This is a genomic window from Streptomyces sp. NPDC001848 (assembly GCF_042891915.1).
Taxonomy (GTDB): Bacteria; Actinomycetota; Actinomycetes; order Streptomycetales; family Streptomycetaceae; genus Streptomyces.
Genome location: NZ_JBIATP010000002.1, coordinates 521015 through 538951 on the forward strand (window position 1 = coordinate 521015; position 17937 = coordinate 538951).

General features: G+C 70.3%; 16 protein-coding genes. 11 read left to right on the top strand and 5 right to left on the bottom strand.

From position 1 onward, the window contains the following. Positions 1-198 precede the first annotated feature (198 nt). From gap to ACFYZJ_RS05405, 5 genes are all read left to right on the top strand, one after another. On the top strand, positions 199-1206 hold the full coding sequence (gap, locus tag ACFYZJ_RS05385; protein WP_388563078.1) for a type I glyceraldehyde-3-phosphate dehydrogenase: 1008 nt from the start codon (positions 199-201) through the stop codon (positions 1204-1206). Positions 1207-1381: 175 nt separating this feature from the next. After that, the gene (locus tag ACFYZJ_RS05390; RefSeq protein WP_388563080.1) at positions 1382-2593 is read left to right on the top strand and encodes a phosphoglycerate kinase; all 1212 of its coding nucleotides are present in this window, start codon (positions 1382-1384) and stop codon (positions 2591-2593) included. 39 nt (positions 2594-2632) lie between these two features. After that, complete coding sequence (tpiA, locus tag ACFYZJ_RS05395; RefSeq protein ID WP_388563386.1) at positions 2633-3388, top strand: triose-phosphate isomerase; 756 nt, start codon at positions 2633-2635, stop codon at positions 3386-3388. Between the two features lie 98 nt (positions 3389-3486). Continuing rightward, positions 3487-3723, top strand: coding sequence for a preprotein translocase subunit SecG (gene secG, locus ACFYZJ_RS05400; RefSeq protein WP_103844742.1), 237 nt, complete (start codon positions 3487-3489; stop codon positions 3721-3723). A 233-nt stretch (positions 3724-3956) separates the two neighbouring features. Then, positions 3957-4292, top strand: coding sequence for an RNA polymerase-binding protein RbpA (locus ACFYZJ_RS05405; protein WP_119105043.1), 336 nt, complete (start codon positions 3957-3959; stop codon positions 4290-4292). Positions 4293-4664: 372 nt separating this feature from the next. Here the strand turns inward: ACFYZJ_RS05405 and ACFYZJ_RS05410 are convergent, their stop codons facing one another. Next, entirely contained in the window at positions 4665-4865 is a 201-nt protein-coding gene (locus tag ACFYZJ_RS05410) for a hypothetical protein (RefSeq protein ID WP_388563082.1), read from the bottom strand. 313 nt (positions 4866-5178) lie between these two features. On the opposite strand from ACFYZJ_RS05410, the gene pgi reads away from it, so the two are divergent. Continuing rightward, a complete protein-coding gene (gene pgi / locus ACFYZJ_RS05415) occupies positions 5179-6831 on the top strand; it encodes a glucose-6-phosphate isomerase (protein ID WP_388563084.1) in 1653 nt (550 codons plus the stop codon). Between the two features lie 146 nt (positions 6832-6977). Here pgi and ACFYZJ_RS05420 read toward each other — a convergent pair whose 3' ends face one another. From ACFYZJ_RS05420 to ACFYZJ_RS05430, 3 genes are all read right to left on the bottom strand, one after another. Next, the gene (locus tag ACFYZJ_RS05420; protein WP_388563086.1) at positions 6978-9260 is read right to left on the bottom strand and encodes an FtsX-like permease family protein; all 2283 of its coding nucleotides are present in this window, start codon (positions 9258-9260) and stop codon (positions 6978-6980) included. 61 nt (positions 9261-9321) lie between these two features. Beyond that, complete coding sequence (locus ACFYZJ_RS05425; RefSeq protein WP_388563088.1) at positions 9322-10080, bottom strand: ABC transporter ATP-binding protein; 759 nt, start codon at positions 10078-10080, stop codon at positions 9322-9324. After that, a complete protein-coding gene (locus ACFYZJ_RS05430) occupies positions 10077-10592 on the bottom strand; it encodes a PadR family transcriptional regulator (RefSeq protein ID WP_388563090.1) in 516 nt (171 codons plus the stop codon). The genes ACFYZJ_RS05425 and ACFYZJ_RS05430 overlap by 4 nt, the downstream gene beginning before the upstream one ends. Positions 10593-10713: 121 nt before the next feature. Between ACFYZJ_RS05430 and ACFYZJ_RS05435 the strand changes: the two genes are divergently transcribed. The 5 genes from ACFYZJ_RS05435 (at position 10714) to ACFYZJ_RS05455 (ending at position 17365) form a co-directional block, all read left to right on the top strand. Then, positions 10714-11985 carry an ABC transporter substrate-binding protein gene (locus ACFYZJ_RS05435; RefSeq protein ID WP_388563092.1) on the top strand — a complete coding sequence of 424 codons (1272 nt, stop codon included), beginning with the start codon at positions 10714-10716 and terminating at the stop codon, positions 11983-11985. A gap of 183 nt (positions 11986-12168) precedes the next feature. Next, a complete protein-coding gene (locus tag ACFYZJ_RS05440; RefSeq protein ID WP_388563388.1) occupies positions 12169-13800 on the top strand; it encodes a glycoside hydrolase family 13 protein in 1632 nt (543 codons plus the stop codon). A 38-nt stretch (positions 13801-13838) separates the two neighbouring features. Next, on the top strand, positions 13839-15164 hold the full coding sequence (locus ACFYZJ_RS05445; protein ID WP_388563094.1) for an ABC transporter substrate-binding protein: 1326 nt from the start codon (positions 13839-13841) through the stop codon (positions 15162-15164). Between the two features lie 6 nt (positions 15165-15170). Then, the gene (locus ACFYZJ_RS05450) at positions 15171-16529 is read left to right on the top strand and encodes an ABC transporter permease subunit (RefSeq protein WP_388563096.1); all 1359 of its coding nucleotides are present in this window, start codon (positions 15171-15173) and stop codon (positions 16527-16529) included. Then, a complete protein-coding gene (locus ACFYZJ_RS05455; protein ID WP_388563098.1) occupies positions 16526-17365 on the top strand; it encodes a carbohydrate ABC transporter permease in 840 nt (279 codons plus the stop codon). Before ACFYZJ_RS05450 ends, ACFYZJ_RS05455 begins: the two co-directional genes overlap by 4 nt. 61 nt (positions 17366-17426) lie before the next feature. Here ACFYZJ_RS05455 and ACFYZJ_RS05460 read toward each other — a convergent pair whose 3' ends face one another. After that, the gene (locus ACFYZJ_RS05460; RefSeq protein ID WP_388563100.1) at positions 17427-17936 is read right to left on the bottom strand and encodes a lamin tail domain-containing protein; all 510 of its coding nucleotides are present in this window, start codon (positions 17934-17936) and stop codon (positions 17427-17429) included. Position 17937: the final 1 nt, after the last annotated feature.

Below are 17937 nucleotides of genomic sequence, written 5' to 3' on the forward strand. Positions count from 1 at the left end.
CATGTCGCCGGAACGAGTGGCGGGGCCTTCCTGCCGGGGCGGTCCGTACCCCTACTGGCGGGTACGGACCGCCCTGCCGTGTATGGGGCATCTCGATGTCACTCCGGCGGCCTCAGGGAGGTAGGGTCGTAGGCGGTCGGGGACATCCCATACAGCTCGCCGGCGTCGAACCCGGCGTACCAACGAGGAGATCGGTTCGTGACGATCCGCGTAGGCATCAACGGCTTTGGCCGCATCGGTCGTAACTACTTCCGCGCGCTGCTGGAGCAGGGTGCAGACATCGAGATCGTGGCTGTCAACGACCTGGGTGACACCGCGACCACCGCTCACCTGCTGAAGTACGACACCATCCTCGGCCGCCTCAAGGAGGAGGTGTCCCACACCGAGGACACCATCACCGTCGGCGGCAAGACCATCAAGGTCCTCTCCGAGCGCAACCCCGCCGACATCCCGTGGGGTGAGCTGGGCGTCGACATCGTCATCGAGTCGACCGGCATCTTCACCAAGAAGGAAGACGCCGAGAAGCACATCGCCGGTGGCGCCAAGAAGGTCATCATCTCGGCTCCGGCCAAGAACGAGGACGTCACCATCGTGATGGGCGTCAACCAGGACACCTACGACGCGGCGAACCACCACGTCATCTCCAACGCCTCCTGCACCACCAACTGTGTGGCGCCGATGGCGAAGGTCCTCGACGAGAACTTCGGCATCGTCAAGGGCCTGATGACCACGGTGCACGCGTACACGAACGACCAGCGCATCCTGGACTTCCCGCACAAGGACCTGCGCCGCGCCCGTGCCGCCGCCGAGAACATCATCCCGACCACCACCGGTGCCGCCAAGGCCACCGCCCTGGTCCTGCCGCAGCTCAAGGGCAAGCTGGACGGCATCGCCATGCGCGTCCCGGTCCCGACCGGCTCGGTCACCGACCTGGTCGTCGAGCTCTCCCGCGAGGTCACCAAGGAAGAGGTCAACGCCGCCTTCCAGAAGGCCGCCGAGGGCGAGCTCAAGGGCCTCCTCGAGTACACCGAGGACCCGATCGTCTCCTCCGACATCGTCAACGCCCCGGCGTCCTGCACCTTCGACTCCTCCCTGACCATGGTCCAGGAGGGCAAGAACGTGAAGGTCATCGGTTGGTACGACAACGAGTGGGGCTACTCCAACCGCCTCGTCGACCTGACGGTCTTCGTCGGCAACCAGCTCTGATCGCTTCCAGCAGGCATCTCATGCGGTAGCAGGGCTCGGGCAGCGCACGGTCGCGCCGCCCGAGCCCTGACGCACGTGCGGCGAGCCCCGGCGCGCCCACGGACCGATCGGCCGGATCGGTCGTCCGGATCGATCAGCCCTCGTACGATCAAGAGCTTTCCCAGGAGTCCGACCCATGAAGACGATCGACGAACTTCTCTCCGAAGGCGTGGACAACAAGCGGGTCTTCGTCCGCGCCGACCTCAACGTGCCGCTCGCCGACGGCCTCATCACCGACGACGGTCGTATCCGCGCCGTCCTGCCCACCGTCAAGGCCCTCGCCGAGGCGGGCGCCAAGGTGGTCGTGGCCTCCCACCTGGGCCGCCCCAAGGGCGCCCCGGACCCGGCCTTCTCCCTGCTGCCGGCCGCCGAGCGCCTCGGGGAACTCCTCGGCGCGCCCGTGGCGTTCGCCCAGGACACCGTCGGGCCCGCCGCCCACGACGCGGTCAACGGCCTCCAGCCGGGTCAGGTGGCGGTCATCGAGAACCTGCGCTTCAACCCCGGTGAGACGTCCAAGGACGACACCGAGCGCGGCGAGTTCGCGGACCAGCTGGCCGCCCTCGCCGATGTGTACGTGAGCGACGGCTTCGGCGCGGTCCACCGCAAGCACGCCTCCGTCTACGACCTCCCGGCCCGGCTGCCGCACTACGCCGGCTACCTCATCGCCACCGAGCTCGGCGTGCTGAAGAAGCTCACCGAGGACGTCCGGCGGCCCTACGTGGTCGCCCTCGGCGGTGCCAAGGTCTCCGACAAGCTGGCCGTCATCGACCAGCTGCTCGGTAAGGCCGACCGGCTCCTCATCGGCGGCGGCATGGCGTACACCTTCCTCAAGGCCAAGGGCTACGAGGTCGGCAAGTCGCTGCTGCAGGAGGACCAGATCCCGGCCGTCACCGAGTACATCGAGCGCGCCGAGAAGACCGGTGTCGAGCTGGTCCTGCCGGTCGACGCGCTGGTCTCGCCCGACTTCCCGGACCTGAAGACCAAGGCTCCGGCGAACCCCACCGCCGTCGCCGCGGACGCGATCCCGGCCGACCAGGAGGGCCTGGACATCGGTCCGGAGACCCGCAAGCTGTACGCCTCGAAGCTCGCCGACGCGGCCACCGTCTTCTGGAACGGCCCGATGGGCGTCTTCGAGCACCCGGACTTCGCCGAGGGCACCAAGGCGGTCGCCCAGGCCCTCGTCGACTCCCAGGGCTTCACCGTGGTCGGCGGCGGCGACTCCGCCGCAGCCGTCCGCATCCTGGGATTCGACGAGTCGGCATTCGGTCACATCTCGACCGGTGGCGGCGCCTCCCTCGAGTACCTCGAGGGCAAGACGCTCCCCGGCCTCGCCGCACTGGAGGACTGAACCTTGGCAGCATCGATTTCTCCCGGTCGCACGCCGCTGATGGCGGGCAACTGGAAGATGAACCTCAACCACCTCGAGGCCATCGCCCACGTCCAGAAGCTCGCCTTCGCCCTGGCGGACAAGGACTACGAGGCCGTCGAGGTCGCCGTCCTGCCGCCCTTCACCGACCTGCGCTCCGTGCAGACCCTGGTCGACGGGGACAAGCTCAAGATCAAGTACGGCGCCCAGGACCTCTCGGCGCACGACTCCGGTGCCTACACCGGTGAGATCTCGGGCTCGATGCTGGCCAAGCTGAAGTGCACCTATGTGGTGATCGGCCACTCCGAGCGCCGGCAATATCACAACGAGACCGACGAGCTGGTGAACGCCAAGGTCAAGGCCGCTTTCAAGCACGGTCTGACCCCGATCCTGTGCGTCGGTGAGGAGCTGGACGTCCGCGAGGCGGGCGAGCACGTCACCCACACGCTCGCCCAGGTCGAGGGCGGTCTGAAGGACCTCCCGGCTGAGCAGGTCGAGACCATCGTGATCGCCTACGAGCCCGTCTGGGCCATCGGCACCGGCAAGGTCTGCGGCTCCGACGACGCCCAGGAGGTCTGCTCTGCGATCCGCGGCAAGATCGCCGAGCTCTACTCCCAGGAAGTGGCCGACAAGGTGCGCATCCAGTACGGCGGCTCGGTGAAGTCCGGCAACGTGGCCGAGATCATGGCGAAGCCGGACATCGACGGCGCGCTGGTCGGTGGCGCCTCGCTCGACGCCGACGAGTTCGTCAAGATCGTCCGCTTCCGCGACCAGTAAGTGCTTCCCGGGGGCGATCCGTCGTACTCTTGCGGGGGCAAGGTGGTCCGCCACCCTGCCCCCGTCGTCCATCCGAATCCGAGGAAGTTGGTCCAGCCGTGGTTTTGGGGTTCTCGATCGCCCTGATCGTCTTCAGCCTGCTGCTGATGCTGCTGGTGCTGATGCACAAGGGGAAGGGCGGCGGCCTGTCCGACATGTTCGGTGGCGGCATGCAGTCCTCCGTCGGCGGCTCGTCGGTCGCCGAGCGCAACCTCGACCGGATCACCATCGTGATCGGTCTGCTCTGGCTCGCCTGCATCGTGGTGCTCGGCATCCTGATGAAGACGAACCACTAGCGTTGGTCGGCATCGGCAGCCGCACCCAAAGCACCGCACATATCGCACATAAAGCACGTAACGCCCCATGTTCGGTACGGGTCTTCGAACCCGGCCTATCATGGGGCGTGCGTCTGGGGGCGGGGGTAACTCCCATCACTGGACGCGCGTTGGGCCTTACGTAGACTGAGGCGCTCGCAGCGAAGCGAAACGCCGACTCGCTTCGCGGCACCATCACGCAGGGAGTTACGACCGTGGCAAGTGGCAACGCGATCCGAGGAAGCCGGGTCGGGGCGGGGCCGATGGGCGAGGCCGAGCGCGGCGAGTCCGCGCCGCGTCTGCGCGTCTCCTTCTGGTGCTCCAACGGGCACGAGACACAGCCGAGCTTCGCCAGCGACGCGCAGGTTCCCGAAACCTGGGACTGCCCCCGCTGCGGCTTTCCGGCCGGACAGGACCGCGACAACCCGCCGGACCCGCCGCGCACCGAGCCGTACAAGACGCACCTCGCGTATGTACGGGAGCGGCGCAGCGACGCGGACGGCGAGGCGATCCTCGCCGAGGCGCTCGCCAAACTGCGGGGCGAGATCTAGGAGTTGAACCGGCCGGGTGCCTGCGGGCACCTGGCCGGTGGGCGTTCGGTACCCGGCTCCGCCTGCCGCCGGGGCGTCCCGCCACGCGCTGCGGGCCGATGCCTCCTACGGCCGGAGCGGCCCTGCATGGGTCGCGATCTGGAGCCGCGTGCGGCCGGGGCGGCTCTGCGCGGTCGCGATCTGGAGCCGCGTGCGGCCGGGGCGGCCCCGCGCGGGTCGTCGGCCGGTGCGTCGTGCGGTTCGGCCCCGGGAGCGCGACCGGTGGCTTGCGGGGTGTGTCCCCGTGCGGCCCGGCCGTGCGCGACGGCGGCGGGCCGGGGAAGCCACGAGCGGCCTTTTTTCGCAGCTCAGCCCGATTGTCAGTGGTGCCCTCTACGGTTCGGATTCACCGCCCAGCGGATCGCGCACCGCACCGGACGCCTGCGCGCCCTGCTCGTCGCCGGCGGCGTCCAGACGGCGTGCCTGCTGCTCATCGGGACCGTCCGCCACACAGGGGCGCTGTTCGCGGGCATGCTGCCGCTCGGCGCCCTGGGCATGGTGTGGAACGTCGACCAGATCACGCTCATGCAGCACCGCAGCCCCGAGGCCATGATGGGCCGTACTGCCGCCGCCTTCCGCACCGCCTCCACCTCCGGCGCCCCGCTGGGCGCCCCGCTCGGCGGAGCCGTGGCACGGACGTACGGGCTGAACGGGCCCGCGCTGCTCGCCGCTGCGCTCTTCGCGCTCGCCGTCACCTCGTTGACACGCGCGCGCAAGGCGGACGTACCTGTTGTTGCCCCTCAGGACCGCGTGACAACAGGTCGGGCCGCACCGGCATCAACTAGGTTGGACCCGGCAGCGGGGGCGAGGTACGCAGTACAGGCAAGGAAGAAGGCTGAAGTCCCATATGAACGCAGACAGCCGTACCAGGCTCAACCAGACGCCCGAGTGGACCGCTCTGGCCAAGCACCGCGAGGAGCTCGGCGAGGTGCGGCTGCGCGACCTGTTCGCGGCGGACCCGGGCCGTGGCAGCGGGTACACCCTCCAGGTCGGCGATCTGCACGTCGACTACTCCAAGCACCTGGTCACCGACGAGACGCTGCGGCTGCTGCGCGAGCTGGCCGCCGCGCGGGACGTCTTCGGCCTCAGGGACGCCATGTTCCGCGGCGAGAAGATCAACACCACCGAGAACCGCGCGGTCCTGCACACCGCCCTGCGCGCCTCCCGGGACGCGGTGATCGAGGTCGACGGCGAGAACGTGGTGCCCAAGGTGCACGCGGTGCTCGACAAGATGACCGACTTCGCGAACCGGGTCCGCTCGGGCGCGTGGACCGGCCACACGGGCAAGCGGATCAAGAACATCGTCAACATCGGCATCGGCGGCTCGGACCTGGGCCCGGCGATGGCGTACGAGGTGCTGCGCGCCTACACCGACCGCGACCTGACGGTCCGCTTCGTGTCGAACGTGGACGGGGCCGACCTGCACGAGGCCACCCGCGACCTGGACGCGGCCGAGACGCTGTTCATCATCGCCTCCAAGACGTTCACCACGATCGAGACGATCACCAACGCGACCTCGGCCCGCAAGTGGCTGCTGAACGAGCTGAAGGCAGGTCAGGATGCGGTCGCCAAGCACTTCGTGGCGCTGTCGACGAACGCCGAGAAGGTCGAGGACTTCGGCATCGACACGGCCAACATGTTCGAGTTCTGGGACTGGGTCGGCGGCCGCTACTCCTACGACTCGGCGATCGGCCTGTCCCTGATGATCGCCATCGGCCCCGACCGCTTCAGGGAGATGCTCGACGGCTTCCGCCTCGTCGACGAGCACTTCCGCACCGCGCCCGCCGAGTCCAACCTACCCCTGCTGCTCGGCCTGCTGGGCGTCTGGTACGGCAACTTCCACGACGCCCAGTCGCACGCCGTGCTGCCCTACTCGCACTACCTGTCCAAGTTCACCGCGTACCTGCAGCAGCTGGACATGGAGTCCAACGGCAAGTACGTCGACCGGGACGGGCGCGAGGTCGAATGGCAGACCGGACCGATCGTCTGGGGCACCCCGGGCACCAACGGGCAGCACGCCTACTACCAGCTCATCCACCAGGGCACCAAGCTCATCCCGGCCGACTTCATCGGCTTCGCCGAGCCGGTCGCCGAGCTCGCCGACGAGCTGAAGGCCCAGCACGACCTGCTGATGGCGAACTTCTTCGCCCAGACCCAGGCGCTCGCCTTCGGCAAGACCCCGGAGGAGGTGCGCGCGGAGGGCGTGCCGGAGGAGCTGGTGCCCCACAAGACGTTCAAGGGCAACCACCCGACGACCACCATCCTCGCCAAGGAGCTGACCCCGTCGGTCCTCGGCCAGCTCATCGCCCTCTACGAGCACAAGGTGTTCGTCCAGGGCGCGATCTGGAACATCGACTCCTTCGACCAGTGGGGTGTGGAGCTGGGCAAGGTCCTCGCCAAGCGCGTCGAGCCGGCGCTGACCGAGGGCGCGGAAGTACCGGGCCTGGACGAGTCCAGCAAGGCCCTGGTCGCCAAGTACCGCGAATGGCGCGGCCGTTAGGGACAGGGCAGGACAGAGCAGCGGGAGGCGGGCGGCGCGATCGTCCGCTCTCCGGCAGCCGGCTGAGGCCACCGCGCCCGGACCGCCCGCTCAAAAAATGGCCCGCTCAGACCGCCCGGCTCAGGCCACCCGCTCAGGCCACCCGTTCACGCCACCGCGCTCAACGTGTCCGCGAGCCGGCGGCGGGCCGCACGGGCCGCGGGCAGGGCGGCCAGCGCGGCGGCTCCCGCCACGGCCGCGGTGCCGAACAGCAGCAGGAGGACGGGGGAGGGGCCCCGGGCCAGCCCGGCGCCGATACCGCTGGAGCGGCCCTGGGCGTCGATCAGCCAGTGGGCGAGGGGAAGCCCCAGCGCCGTGGCGACGACCACCGCGGCCAGGGCGGTACCGGCGGTGGCCGTGACCGTGATCGCGGTGATCTGCCGCGGGGACAGGCCGATCGCCTTGAGCGCCAAGAGGTCCCGTTCGCCCTCGCGGACGGTGCCGCCGATCGCGGTCAGCAGTTCGACGATACCGATGAGCGCGAGCACGGCGATCAGTCCGGCGACGACTCCCCGCAGCGGTGAGAGACCGTCCGCGGGGTTGGTCACGGGGTGCACGTCCAGGTGCCCGTGGGCGGCCCTGGCCAGGTCGTCGGCGACCTGGTGCGGGTCGGCGCCCGGGCGCAGCCGGAGCTGGTACAGGGTGGGACGCAGTCCCGGGTCGTTCTCGCGGAGGGTGTCGAGCGAGGTGGAGATGACCCGGCCGGCGTTCTCCGGTTCGATGCTGCGACCCACGATGTGCAGGATCTGCGGCTGGTCGCCCACCGTCATCCGCACCCAGTCGCCGACCCGTACGTCCAGCAGGTCGAGCAGCCCCTGCCCGGCCACGGCCTCGTCGGGGCCCCGCGCGGGACGGCCCTCGGCGAGAGCGTAGGGGTAGGGGTTCTGGCGGGTGCCCAGGCCGCGCAGGGCGATGGTGGCTGTCTGGCCCGGCACCAGGGCGGCCACCTCGACGCCCGGGTAGGCGTCGGCGACCTGCCGGTCGCGTTCCAGCAGGGCGCGGGTGGCCGCCTCGCCGAGACCGCTGTCGGGGCGCACGGTGAGGGCGGCGGCGAGCCCTACCTCCCCGGGCTTCGAGTGGAAGCGGTCGATGGTCGTCCACGCGCTCATCGCCACCACGATCAGCAGCAGCGGCAGGGCGAGCCGGGCGACCGTGGCCAGCGACCGGGGACGGCGGGCGAACGCCCGGTGCCAGCCGAGGACCAGCGCGGGCGGCAGCCGCAGACCGAGGGCGCCGCGCGCCAGGACCGTCAGGCGTCCCCCGGCCGGCGCCGCGGGCCGTGGCACCGGCACCGGAGGCACCCGTCCCGCCCGCCAGGCCGCGAGCCCGGTGGTGGCGGCGATGAACAGCACCGCTCCGGCCGGGACCGCGGACAGCGTCACGGTGTGTCCCGGCAGCCCCTGCCACACGCCGACCGCGTCCCCGAAGCGTCCCGGGAGTCGGCGGCCCAGCCCCTGGGTGAGCGCCGCCGCGGCCACCGCGCCGCACAAGGCGTACGCCACGTGCTGGAGCAGGAAGACGCGGACGACCTGGCCGGGTGTGAAGCCGATCGCCTTCAGCACCGAGATGTCCCGCAGATGCCCCCGCACCCGGGTACCGATCGCCCCGTGCACGGCGAACCCGGCCGCCACCAGCGCCCCCAGACCGAACAGGCCGAGGACCTGCCCCAGCAGCCGGTTGTCGCCCTGCGCCTCCGCCCGCGCCTGCTGCCAGGTCGAGACCTCGCTGACCGCGCCGGCTCCCAGGACGGTGACGGCGCGCTGCACGGTGTAGTCCGTGTCGTCGGGGTCGGACAGTCGCAGCCCGGTCACCTGGCCGCCGGGGTCGCGCACGGCGGACGGCAGGGCCCAGACGAGTCCCGGCTGTTCACCGGGGCGGTAGCGGGGTTCGGCGCTGTCCGCGACGCCCACCACGGTCAGCGTCCGGGCCGTACCGGCCACCGTCAGGGTGTCTCCTGGCTCGGCCAGCAGCGCCCTGGCGAGTCGGCTCTCCAGCACCACGCCGCCCGGGTCGGCGGGATCCAGCCAGTGGCCCGAGGTGAGCAGCGGGCGGCCGACGGAGGGCCGCCCGGAGGTGGCGCGCAGCTCGACGGAGGCCCGGGTGCCACGGGAGGCGAGGGTCGCGTACTCGGTCGGGTAGGGGCCGGCCACGGATTCGACGCCGTCCAGGTGGGCGAGGGTCGATGTGTCGGCCGAGCGGGCGGTGTGGATCCACACGTGCGCGCCGCGCGCCTGCGTGAAGATGCGCTGCCAGGGGTTGGTGGCGTACCCGAACAGGGCCGTGGCCAGCAGCAGGGAGGCGACGATGCCGGCGGTGGCGAGCACCATGAACAGTGCCTCGCCGCGATGCGTGCGCAGATCGGAGTGCGCCCAGCGCAGAGTTGCTCGCACGGGCTTCAGCTCCTCGGTCCCGGGAAGGCGCCGGAGCACGTCAGGTGGTCGTACACCGCACTCAGTCCTTCAACTCCAGGACGCCGGACACACCGGATGTCCCGGCCCGGCGGGGCGGCGCACCGTCCAGCTCCGCGTCGTCGACGATCCGCCCGTCGAAGAAGCAGATGACCCGGTCCGCGGCGCTCGCCAGCCGGGCGTCGTGGGTGACGAGGAGGATGCTCTGGCCGCGCTGGTGGAAGCGGGACAGCAGGCGCATCACCTCGCGGGTGCCCTTGCTGTCGAGGCTGCCCGCGGGCTCGTCGGCCAGCAGCAGCGGCGGGTGGTTGACCAGGGCCCGGGCCAGCGCCACCCGCTGCTGCTCGCCGCCGGACAGCTCACCCGGCATGCTGCGCTCCTTGCCGGTCAGGCCCAGCTCGCCCAGCAGCGCCTCCCGCTCGGCGCGCGCCTGCTTCGGCGGCACACCGGCGAGCAGCGCGGGCAGCTCCACGTTGTCCGCGACCGACAGGTCGGAGACCAGGTTGAAGAACTGGAAGACGATCCCGATGCGCTTCCTGCGTTCGACGGCCCAGCGGGCCTCGCTGTAGGAGTCGGTGCGTTCGCCGTCCAGCCAGATGCTGCCGGCGTCCGGTCGCTGCAACCCACCGAGCAGGTGCAGCAGCGTCGACTTCCCAGCGCCGGACGGGCCGGTGACCGCCACGAACTCGCCCCGCGACAGGCGCAGATCCACGCCGCGCACGGCGTGCGCCGGGGCGCCCTCGCCGTAGTGGGTCTTGACCAGCCCCTCGGCGCGCAGGAAAGGAGTGGGGCGCTCGCTCATTCCAGCTCCTCCAGTTCCTCCTGGCACCGCTCCAGCCAGTCGAGGTCGGCCTGCAGGTGCAGCATCGCGCCCTCGATCAGCAGGTGGGCGATACGGTTGTCGCGGTCTTCGGCGGCGGCCAGTCTCGACAGGTCGCGCATGGTGTTGAGGTACTGGCGCCGCTGCTTGTTGATCAGGGCGATCTGGTCGGCCAGGCCGGTCCGCGGGGCGAGGGCCAGTTTCATGAAGAACTCGTCCCGTACCCGCGGCTCGTCCTCGGTCTCCTCGAACCAGGCGTGCAGCGCCTCCCGCCCGGCCTCGGTGAGGTGGTAGACCTTCTTGTTGGGCCGGCTGGACTGCTCGACGTCCTCGCCCTCGATCAGTCCGGACTTCTCGAGGCGGCCGAGGGTGACGTAGATCTGGCCGACGTTCGGCTGAGGGTACGCGGAGCCCAGCAGTTGCTCAAGGTCCTGCTTGAGCTCATAGCCGTGGGCGGGGCCGCGCGCGAGGAGTGCCAGGAGGGGCAGGCGCACTCGTGCTGTCCTCCTGTCCTCGGGATGTGCTCCAGGCCCTAGTATCGCGCATACCTAACAGGTATACATGGCCTCTGACCCCGGGCGAGGGTGCCCGGTGCCGGTGTACAGGGAGGAACCTATGCGGTGGATACGCGCCGCCGGTAGGGGCCTCCTCGTCCTCGCCGTGGTCATGACCGGTTACGTCGCCTCCGGCGCCCGCGCCGACGAAGGCGACGGTGGCGGCCGGGGACCGCTCACCCTGGCCACCGCCGGAGATCTCACCGGCTACCTCGGCCCCCTCCTGCAGGGCTGGAACCGCACCCACCCCGACGAGAAGGTCACCCTGGTCGAGCTGCCGGACTCGGCCGACGAGACGCATGCGCAGATGACCACCGACCTGCGCGGCGGCGACCGCAGCCGGTTCGACGTGCTGAACATCGACGTCGCCTGGACGTCCGAGTTCGCGGCGGCCGGCTGGATCCGCCCGCTGCCGCGCGACCGGTTCCCGCTGAAGAGCTTCCTGCCGCCCGTCGTCGACACGGCGACCTACGACGGACAGCTGTACGCGGTCCCGTACGTCACCAACGCGGGTCTGCTCCTGTACCGCAAGGACATCCTCGCCAAGGAGGGCGTGCCGCCGCCGCGCACCTGGGCCGAACTGGAGCACGACGCGAAGACCATCGCCCCGAAGTACGGACTCGACGGCTACGCGGGCCAGTTCCTGCCGTACGAGGGCCTCACCGTCAACGCGGCGGAGGCCGTGTACTCGGCGGGCGGCACGATCCTCGGCGACGAGGGAGAGCGCGTCACCGTGAACTCGGCGGCGGCCCGCGAGGGCATCGGGTTCCTCGCCCGCGGGGTGCGCGAGGGGTGGATCCCGAGGAAGGCGCTGACGTACAAGGAGGAGGAGTCCAAGCAGGCCTTCCAGGAGGGCCGGCTGCTCTTCCTGCGCAACTGGCCGTACGCGTACGTCGCCGCCTCCGCCCCGGGCTCCAAGGTGGCCGGGAAGGTCGGCGCCGTCCCGCTGCCCGGGCCTGACGGGCCGGGAACGAGTGTCCTCGGCGGCTCCAACCTGGCCGTCAACGCCCACGCGCGGCACCCCGAGTCGGCCGCGCGCCTGATCGCGTACCTCACCAGCGAGGGCGTCCAGCGCCAGGTCCTCACCCGCGGCGCGCTGCCGCCGGTGCGCGCCGCGCTCTACGACGACCCCGAACTCGTACGGCAGTTCCCGTACCTGCCGACCCTGCGCGCCGCCGTGCTGGCGGCCGCACCGCGCCCCAAGAGCCCGCGCTACGACCAGGTCAGCCTCGCCGTGCAGGCCGTGGTGCACGACGCGCTGACGGGGCAGGAGACGCCCGAGTCGGCGGTACGACGCCTGGCCCGCGAGCTGGCCGCCATCTCCCATCGCTAGTTACTTGTTAGGTAACGCGGACATCTCATCTGGCCAGCTTGCGCCCCAATAAGTCCGGATTTGTCACGTCAACTCCTCGGTAGTTTCTGTCTTGTTCGTTGACACCCTCGTGAAACCGCTACTTAACATGCATGCATAACCGTCAGCACGCACAGACAGGTCAACGGGGTGAGTCCCAAGCACATCGACACCCATCGCTGGTGGCGCGACGCAGTGATCTACCAGGTGTACGTCCGCAGCTTCCTCGACAGCACCGGCGACGGCATCGGCGATCTGGCCGGCGTCAGGGCCGGGCTGCCGTACCTGAAGAAGCTCGGCGTCGACGGGATCTGGCTGAGCCCCTTCTACCCCTCCCCGCAGCACGACCACGGCTACGACGTCTCCGACTACTGCGACGTCGACCCGCTCTTCGGCGACCTCGCCGAGTTCGACCTGCTGATGGCGGCCGCCCGGCGGCTCGGCATCAAGGTGCTCCTGGACATCGTCCCCAACCACTGCTCCAGCGAGCACCCGTGGTTCCGCGAAGCCCTCGCCTCGCCGCCCGGCAGCCCGGCCCGGGCTCGCTTCCACTTCGTCGACGGCCGCGGCCCGGACGGCTCCGAGCCGCCCAACAACTGGCACGCCATGTTCGGCGGCCCGGCCTGGACCCGGATCACCGAGGCGGACGGCCGCCCCGGCCAGTGGTACCTGCACATGTTCACGCCCGAGCAGCCCGACTGGAACTGGCGCAACCCCGAGATCCCCGCCGAGTTCGACCGGGTGCTGCGCTTCTGGCTGGACCGGGGCGTCGACGGCTTCCGCATCGACGTCGCCGCGGGCCTCTTCAAGCACCCGGAGCTGCCCGACTCCCCGGACCCGGAGGCCGACGCCCGCACCCGCGACTCGGTCAACCCGCTCGCCTGGAACCAGCCCGAGGTGCACGACGTGTGGCGGCACTGGCGATCCGTCTGTGAGGAGTACACGGCACGCGACGGCCGTGAACGCCTGCTCGTCGGCGAGGTATCGGTGCCGACCGCCCGCGAACACGCGCAGTACGTCCGCCCGGACGAGCTGCACCAGGCGTTCTTCTTCGACCTGCTCAGCGCCCCCTGGGACCCCGACGCCTTCCGCAAGGTCATCTCCGAGGCCATGCAGGACATCGCCGGCACGGGCTCCACGGTCACCTGGGTCCTCAACAACCACGACCAGGTCCGCACCGTCACCCGTTACGGAGAACCCACCCCCCAGGGCAGCGGCCTCGGCGCCGCCCGCGCCCGTGCCGCCGCACTGCTGATGCTGGCGCTGCCCGGAGCCGCGTACATCTACCAGGGTGAGGAACTGGGCCTGCCCGAGGTCGTCGACCTGCCCGACGACGTGCTCACCGACCCGATCTTCCGCCGCACCGGAAGCCGCGCCCGCATCCGCGACGGCTGCCGGGTGCCGCTGCCGTGGTCCGGTCAGGCATCCCCGTTCGGCTTCACCTCCGGCGCCGAGGGCGCGAGGCCCTGGCTGCCGCAGCCCTCGTACTTCGCCGAGTACGCCACCGACCGGGCGCTCGCCGACACCCGCTCCTTCTGGCACCTGTACCGCGACGGCCTCCAACTGCGCTCCTCGCTCCCGCAACTGGGCGAAGGCACGCTGCGCTGGCTGGACACCCCACCCGGCGTCCTCGCCTTCCTACGCGGCGACGACCTGGTCTGCGCCGTCAACTTCGGCACCGCCCCCACGCCCGCGCCGGTCTCCGGCACCCCCCTGCTGGCCAGCGGCCCCTGCCCGCCCGGGGTGCTCCCCGGCTCGACGGCCGCCTGGTGGATCAGTGACGGCACCGACCTCTGAACCCCGTCAATTCCCCACCCCCTGAAGGGACATCAACGATGATGCGACGACGTACCACCCTGCTCACCGGCTGCACCGCCCTCGCCCTGGCACTCGGCGCGACCGCCTGCGGCGGCGGCCCCGTCACCGCGGGCGGCGGTGACAAGGCGCTCAGCGGCCAGACGGTCACCGTGGCCGGTGTCTGGACCGGCAGCGAGCAGAAGAACTTCCAGAAGGTGCTGGACGCGTTCAGCGCGAAGACCGGCGCCAAGACGCAGTTCATCTCCACCGGCGACAACGTCTCCACCGTCGTCGGCAGCAAGATCGAGGGCGGCAACGCGCCGGACGTGGTGATGGTCCCGCAGGTCGGCGTGCTCCAGCAGTTCGCCAAGAAGGGCTGGCTGAAGCCGCTGTCCGCGACCACCCAGCAGTCGGTCGACAACGACTACGCGCCGGTGTGGAAGAAGTACGGCAGCGTCGACGGCACCCTGTACGGCCTGTACTTCAAGGCCGCCCACAAGTCGACCGTCTGGTACAGCCCCGACGCGCTCAAGCAGGCCGGGGTCAAGCCGCCGAAGACGTACGACGAGATGCTGAAGGCCGGACACACCGTCTCCGACTCGGGCCTCGCCGCCTTCGCGGTCGCGGGGGAGGACGGCTGGACCCTCACGGACTGGTTCGAGAACATCTATCTCTCCCAGGCCGGTCCCGAGAAGTACGACGCGCTCGCCGCGCACAAGCTGAAGTGGACCGACGCGAGCGTGGTCAAGGCGCTCACCACGCTGGGCAAGCTGTTCAAGGACAAGCAGCTGATCGCGGGCGGCCAGAAGGAGGCCCTCAACACCGACTTCCCGGGGTCGGTGGAGAAGGTGTTCGGGCCCAAGCCCGAGGCCGGCATGGTGTACGAGGGCGACTTCGTGGCCGGAGTCGCGCACGACCAGTTCGGCAAGACGATCGGGAAGGACGCGGACTTCTTCCCGTTCCCGTCGGTCGACGGCGGCACGGCACCGGTCGTCAGCGGCGGTGACGCGGCGGTCGTCCTCAAGGACGGCAGGAACGCCAAGGCCGGCATGAAGCTGCTGGAGTACCTGGCGACCCCCGAGGCAGCGGCCGTGTGGGCGAAGGCGGGCGGCTTCCTGTCCCCGAACAAGAAGCTCGACCTCTCCTCCTACGCCGACGACGTGACGCGGGCGACGGCCAAGTCCCTGATCGCGGCGGGCGATTCCGTCCGCTTCGACATGTCCGACCAGGCGCCGGCGGCCTTCGGCGGCACCAAGGGCGCGGGCGAGTGGAAGCTGCTGCAGGACTTCCTGCGCGACCCGTCCAACCCGAAGGCGACCGCGGCGCAGCTCGAGGACGCCGCGGCCAAGGCCTACCAGGGCTGACCGGCCATGACCGCCACGCTCGTGAAAGAGGCGAGCCCGCCGACCGCCGCCGGTGCCGCCGAAAGGCGCCGCACCCGGCGGCGGGGGCGGATCATCGCCCTGCTGTTCGTGTTCCCCGCGCTGCTGCTGCTCGGCGCGCTCGTCGTCTACCCCGTGCTGTTCTCGATCGGGCGCAGCTTCTTCGACGCCTCCGGGACTCGGTTCGTGGGCGGCGCCAACTACGCCGAGATGTTCCGCGACCCGGCGACGCTGAAGGCCATCCGGAACACGACGATCTGGGTGGTCGTGGCTCCGGCGCTGCTGACGGGGCTCGGCCTGATCCTCGCCGTCCTGGTGGAGAAGGTGCGCTGGGCCACCGCCTTCAAGCTGCTGCTCTTCATGCCGATGGCGGTGTCCTTCCTCGCCGCGGGCATCATCTTCCGGCTCGCCTATGACCAGGACCCCAACAAGGGGGTGCTGAACGCGGCAGCGGTCTCCCTCCACGACGCCTTCGAGGGCACGTCGTCGTATCCGACGGCGCGGGCGCGCGAGGGCCAGGGGCTGACGCAGGGCCGTGACGGCTCGTACGCGACGCGTGCGAGCGTCGCCCCCGGTGACTCGGTGACGCTTCCGATGGTCGGCGTCCTGCCCAAGGACCTGCCCAAGGGTGCCGCGCCCGCGTACGCGGCGGCCGGGAAGAAGGCCGCCTCCGACGAACTGCGCGGGGTCGTGTACCTGGACTTCTCGCCCGGTGGCGGCGGAAGGCAGGGGAAGGTCGACCCGCGGGAGAGCGGGCTGCCGGGAATGAAGGTCGAGGCGGTGCGCGACGGCCGGACGGTCGGGAGCACGACGACGGCGGCCGACGGCTCCTTCCACTTCCCGGGACTGAAGCCCGGCTCGTACACGGTGAGGCTGCCGGCGTCGAACTTCGCACAGCCGTACCAGGGCGTGTCCTGGCTCGGCCCGACGCTGGTCACGCCCGCGATCATCGGGGCGTACCTGTGGATCTGGACCGGCTTCGCGATGGTGCTGATCGGCGCCGGCCTGTCGACGCTGCCACGGGACGCGCTGGAGGCGGCGCGGATCGACGGGGCGAACGAATGGCAGATCTTCCGACGGATCACGGTGCCGCTGCTCGCACCGGTGCTGACGGTCGTCTTCGTGACCCTCGTCATCAACGTGATGAAGGTGTTCGACCTCGTCTACATCATCGCCCCCGGGCCGGTGCAGGAGGACGCGACCGTGCTCGCGACGCAGATGTGGCTGGTGTCGTTCGGCGGCGGCAACAACCAGGGGCTGGGCAGCGCGCTGGGCGTACTGCTCCTGCTGCTGGTCATCCCCGCGATGGTCTTCAACGTCCGGCGTTTCCGAAGGAGTCAGCGATGAACGCGGTGAGGCGGGGGCTGGGCAACGGGCTGGTGCAGGCCTTCCTGGTGGTGATCGGCCTGATCTGGCTGACCCCGCTGGCGGGACTGTTCGTGTCGTCGCTGCGGTCGGCGTCGGACACGGCGAAGGGCGGCTGGTGGACGGCGCTGGTCAGCCCCGGGCAGTTGTCCTTCGACAACTACTCCGCACTGCTGAAGAACGCCGGGATCACGCAGGCGTTCTGGAACACCGTGCTGATCTCGGTGCCGGCGACGGTGCTGGTGGTGGTGCTGGCGGCGCTCGCGGGATACGCCTTCGCGTGGCTGGACTTCCCCGGCCGGGAGCCGCTGTTCCTGCTGGTGGTGGCGCTGCTGGTGGTGCCGGTGCAGATCGGTCTGCTGCCGGTGGCGAAACTCTTCGGACAGCTCGGCTTGTTCGGGACGATCCCCGGTGTCGTCCTCTTCCACGTGGCGTACGGTCTGCCGTTCGCGGTGTTCCTGCTGCGGAACTACTTCGCGGAGATGCCCAAGGAGATGCTGGAGGCGGCGCGGATGGACGGGGGCAGCGAGTGGCGGATCTTCACGCGGCTGGTCCTGCCCGTGGGGCGCCCGGCCCTCGCCAGCCTGGCCATCTTCCAGTTCCTGTGGGTGTGGAACGACATGCTGGTGGCCCTGCTGTTCGCGGACAGTTCGTCGCAGCCGCTGACGGTGGAACTGCAGTCGCAGATCCGGCAGTTCGGCAGCAACATCGATGTGCTGGCCCCGGGTGCGTTCCTGTCGCTGATCGTGCCGGTGGTGGTGTTCTTCGCGTTCCAGCGGCACTTCGTGCAGGGGGTGATGGCGGGCTCGGTCAAGTGACCGAGCCACGCCGCGGCGACTCGTGCGGGGACGGCCGGGAGACGGCCGCCCCCGCACACGCTTACCGGACGGAGCGGCCCCAGCCGTGGAAGGTGATGTAACCGTTGCCGTTCCGGTCGTCGCGGGACCTGGTGTAGGCATGGGTGTCCGCGTGGGCACCGGACGGCTTGTACAGGTGGATGGTGTCCTTGTCGTTGTTCCAGATGAAGTTGCAGTTCTGGCGGTGGACGACGTTCCCGGCGTCCGAGTCGGTGCCGTGCCCCCCGCGCAGGTTCACGTGGTCGCCGGGCTGGAGGTAGTGGTTGGCCAGGAAGGTGAACCGGTTGCCGGCGGCGTCCTTGACGACGTAGCCCTTCAGGTTCACCGTGGTGCTGCGCGAGTAGTTCTTGATCGTGAGGTACTCGCTCTTGGTGTTTCGGGTACGGCAGTTGTTGGAGTCCCGCCCCGGTGCGTCGTACTGGACGCCCTTGATCTTCGGGGCGGAGGAGTACTCGGTGGCCTGGGCCGGGGTCGCGACGACGACGGCGAGCGCTGCGGCCGTGACGGCGGCCGGCGCAAAGCGAATACGCATG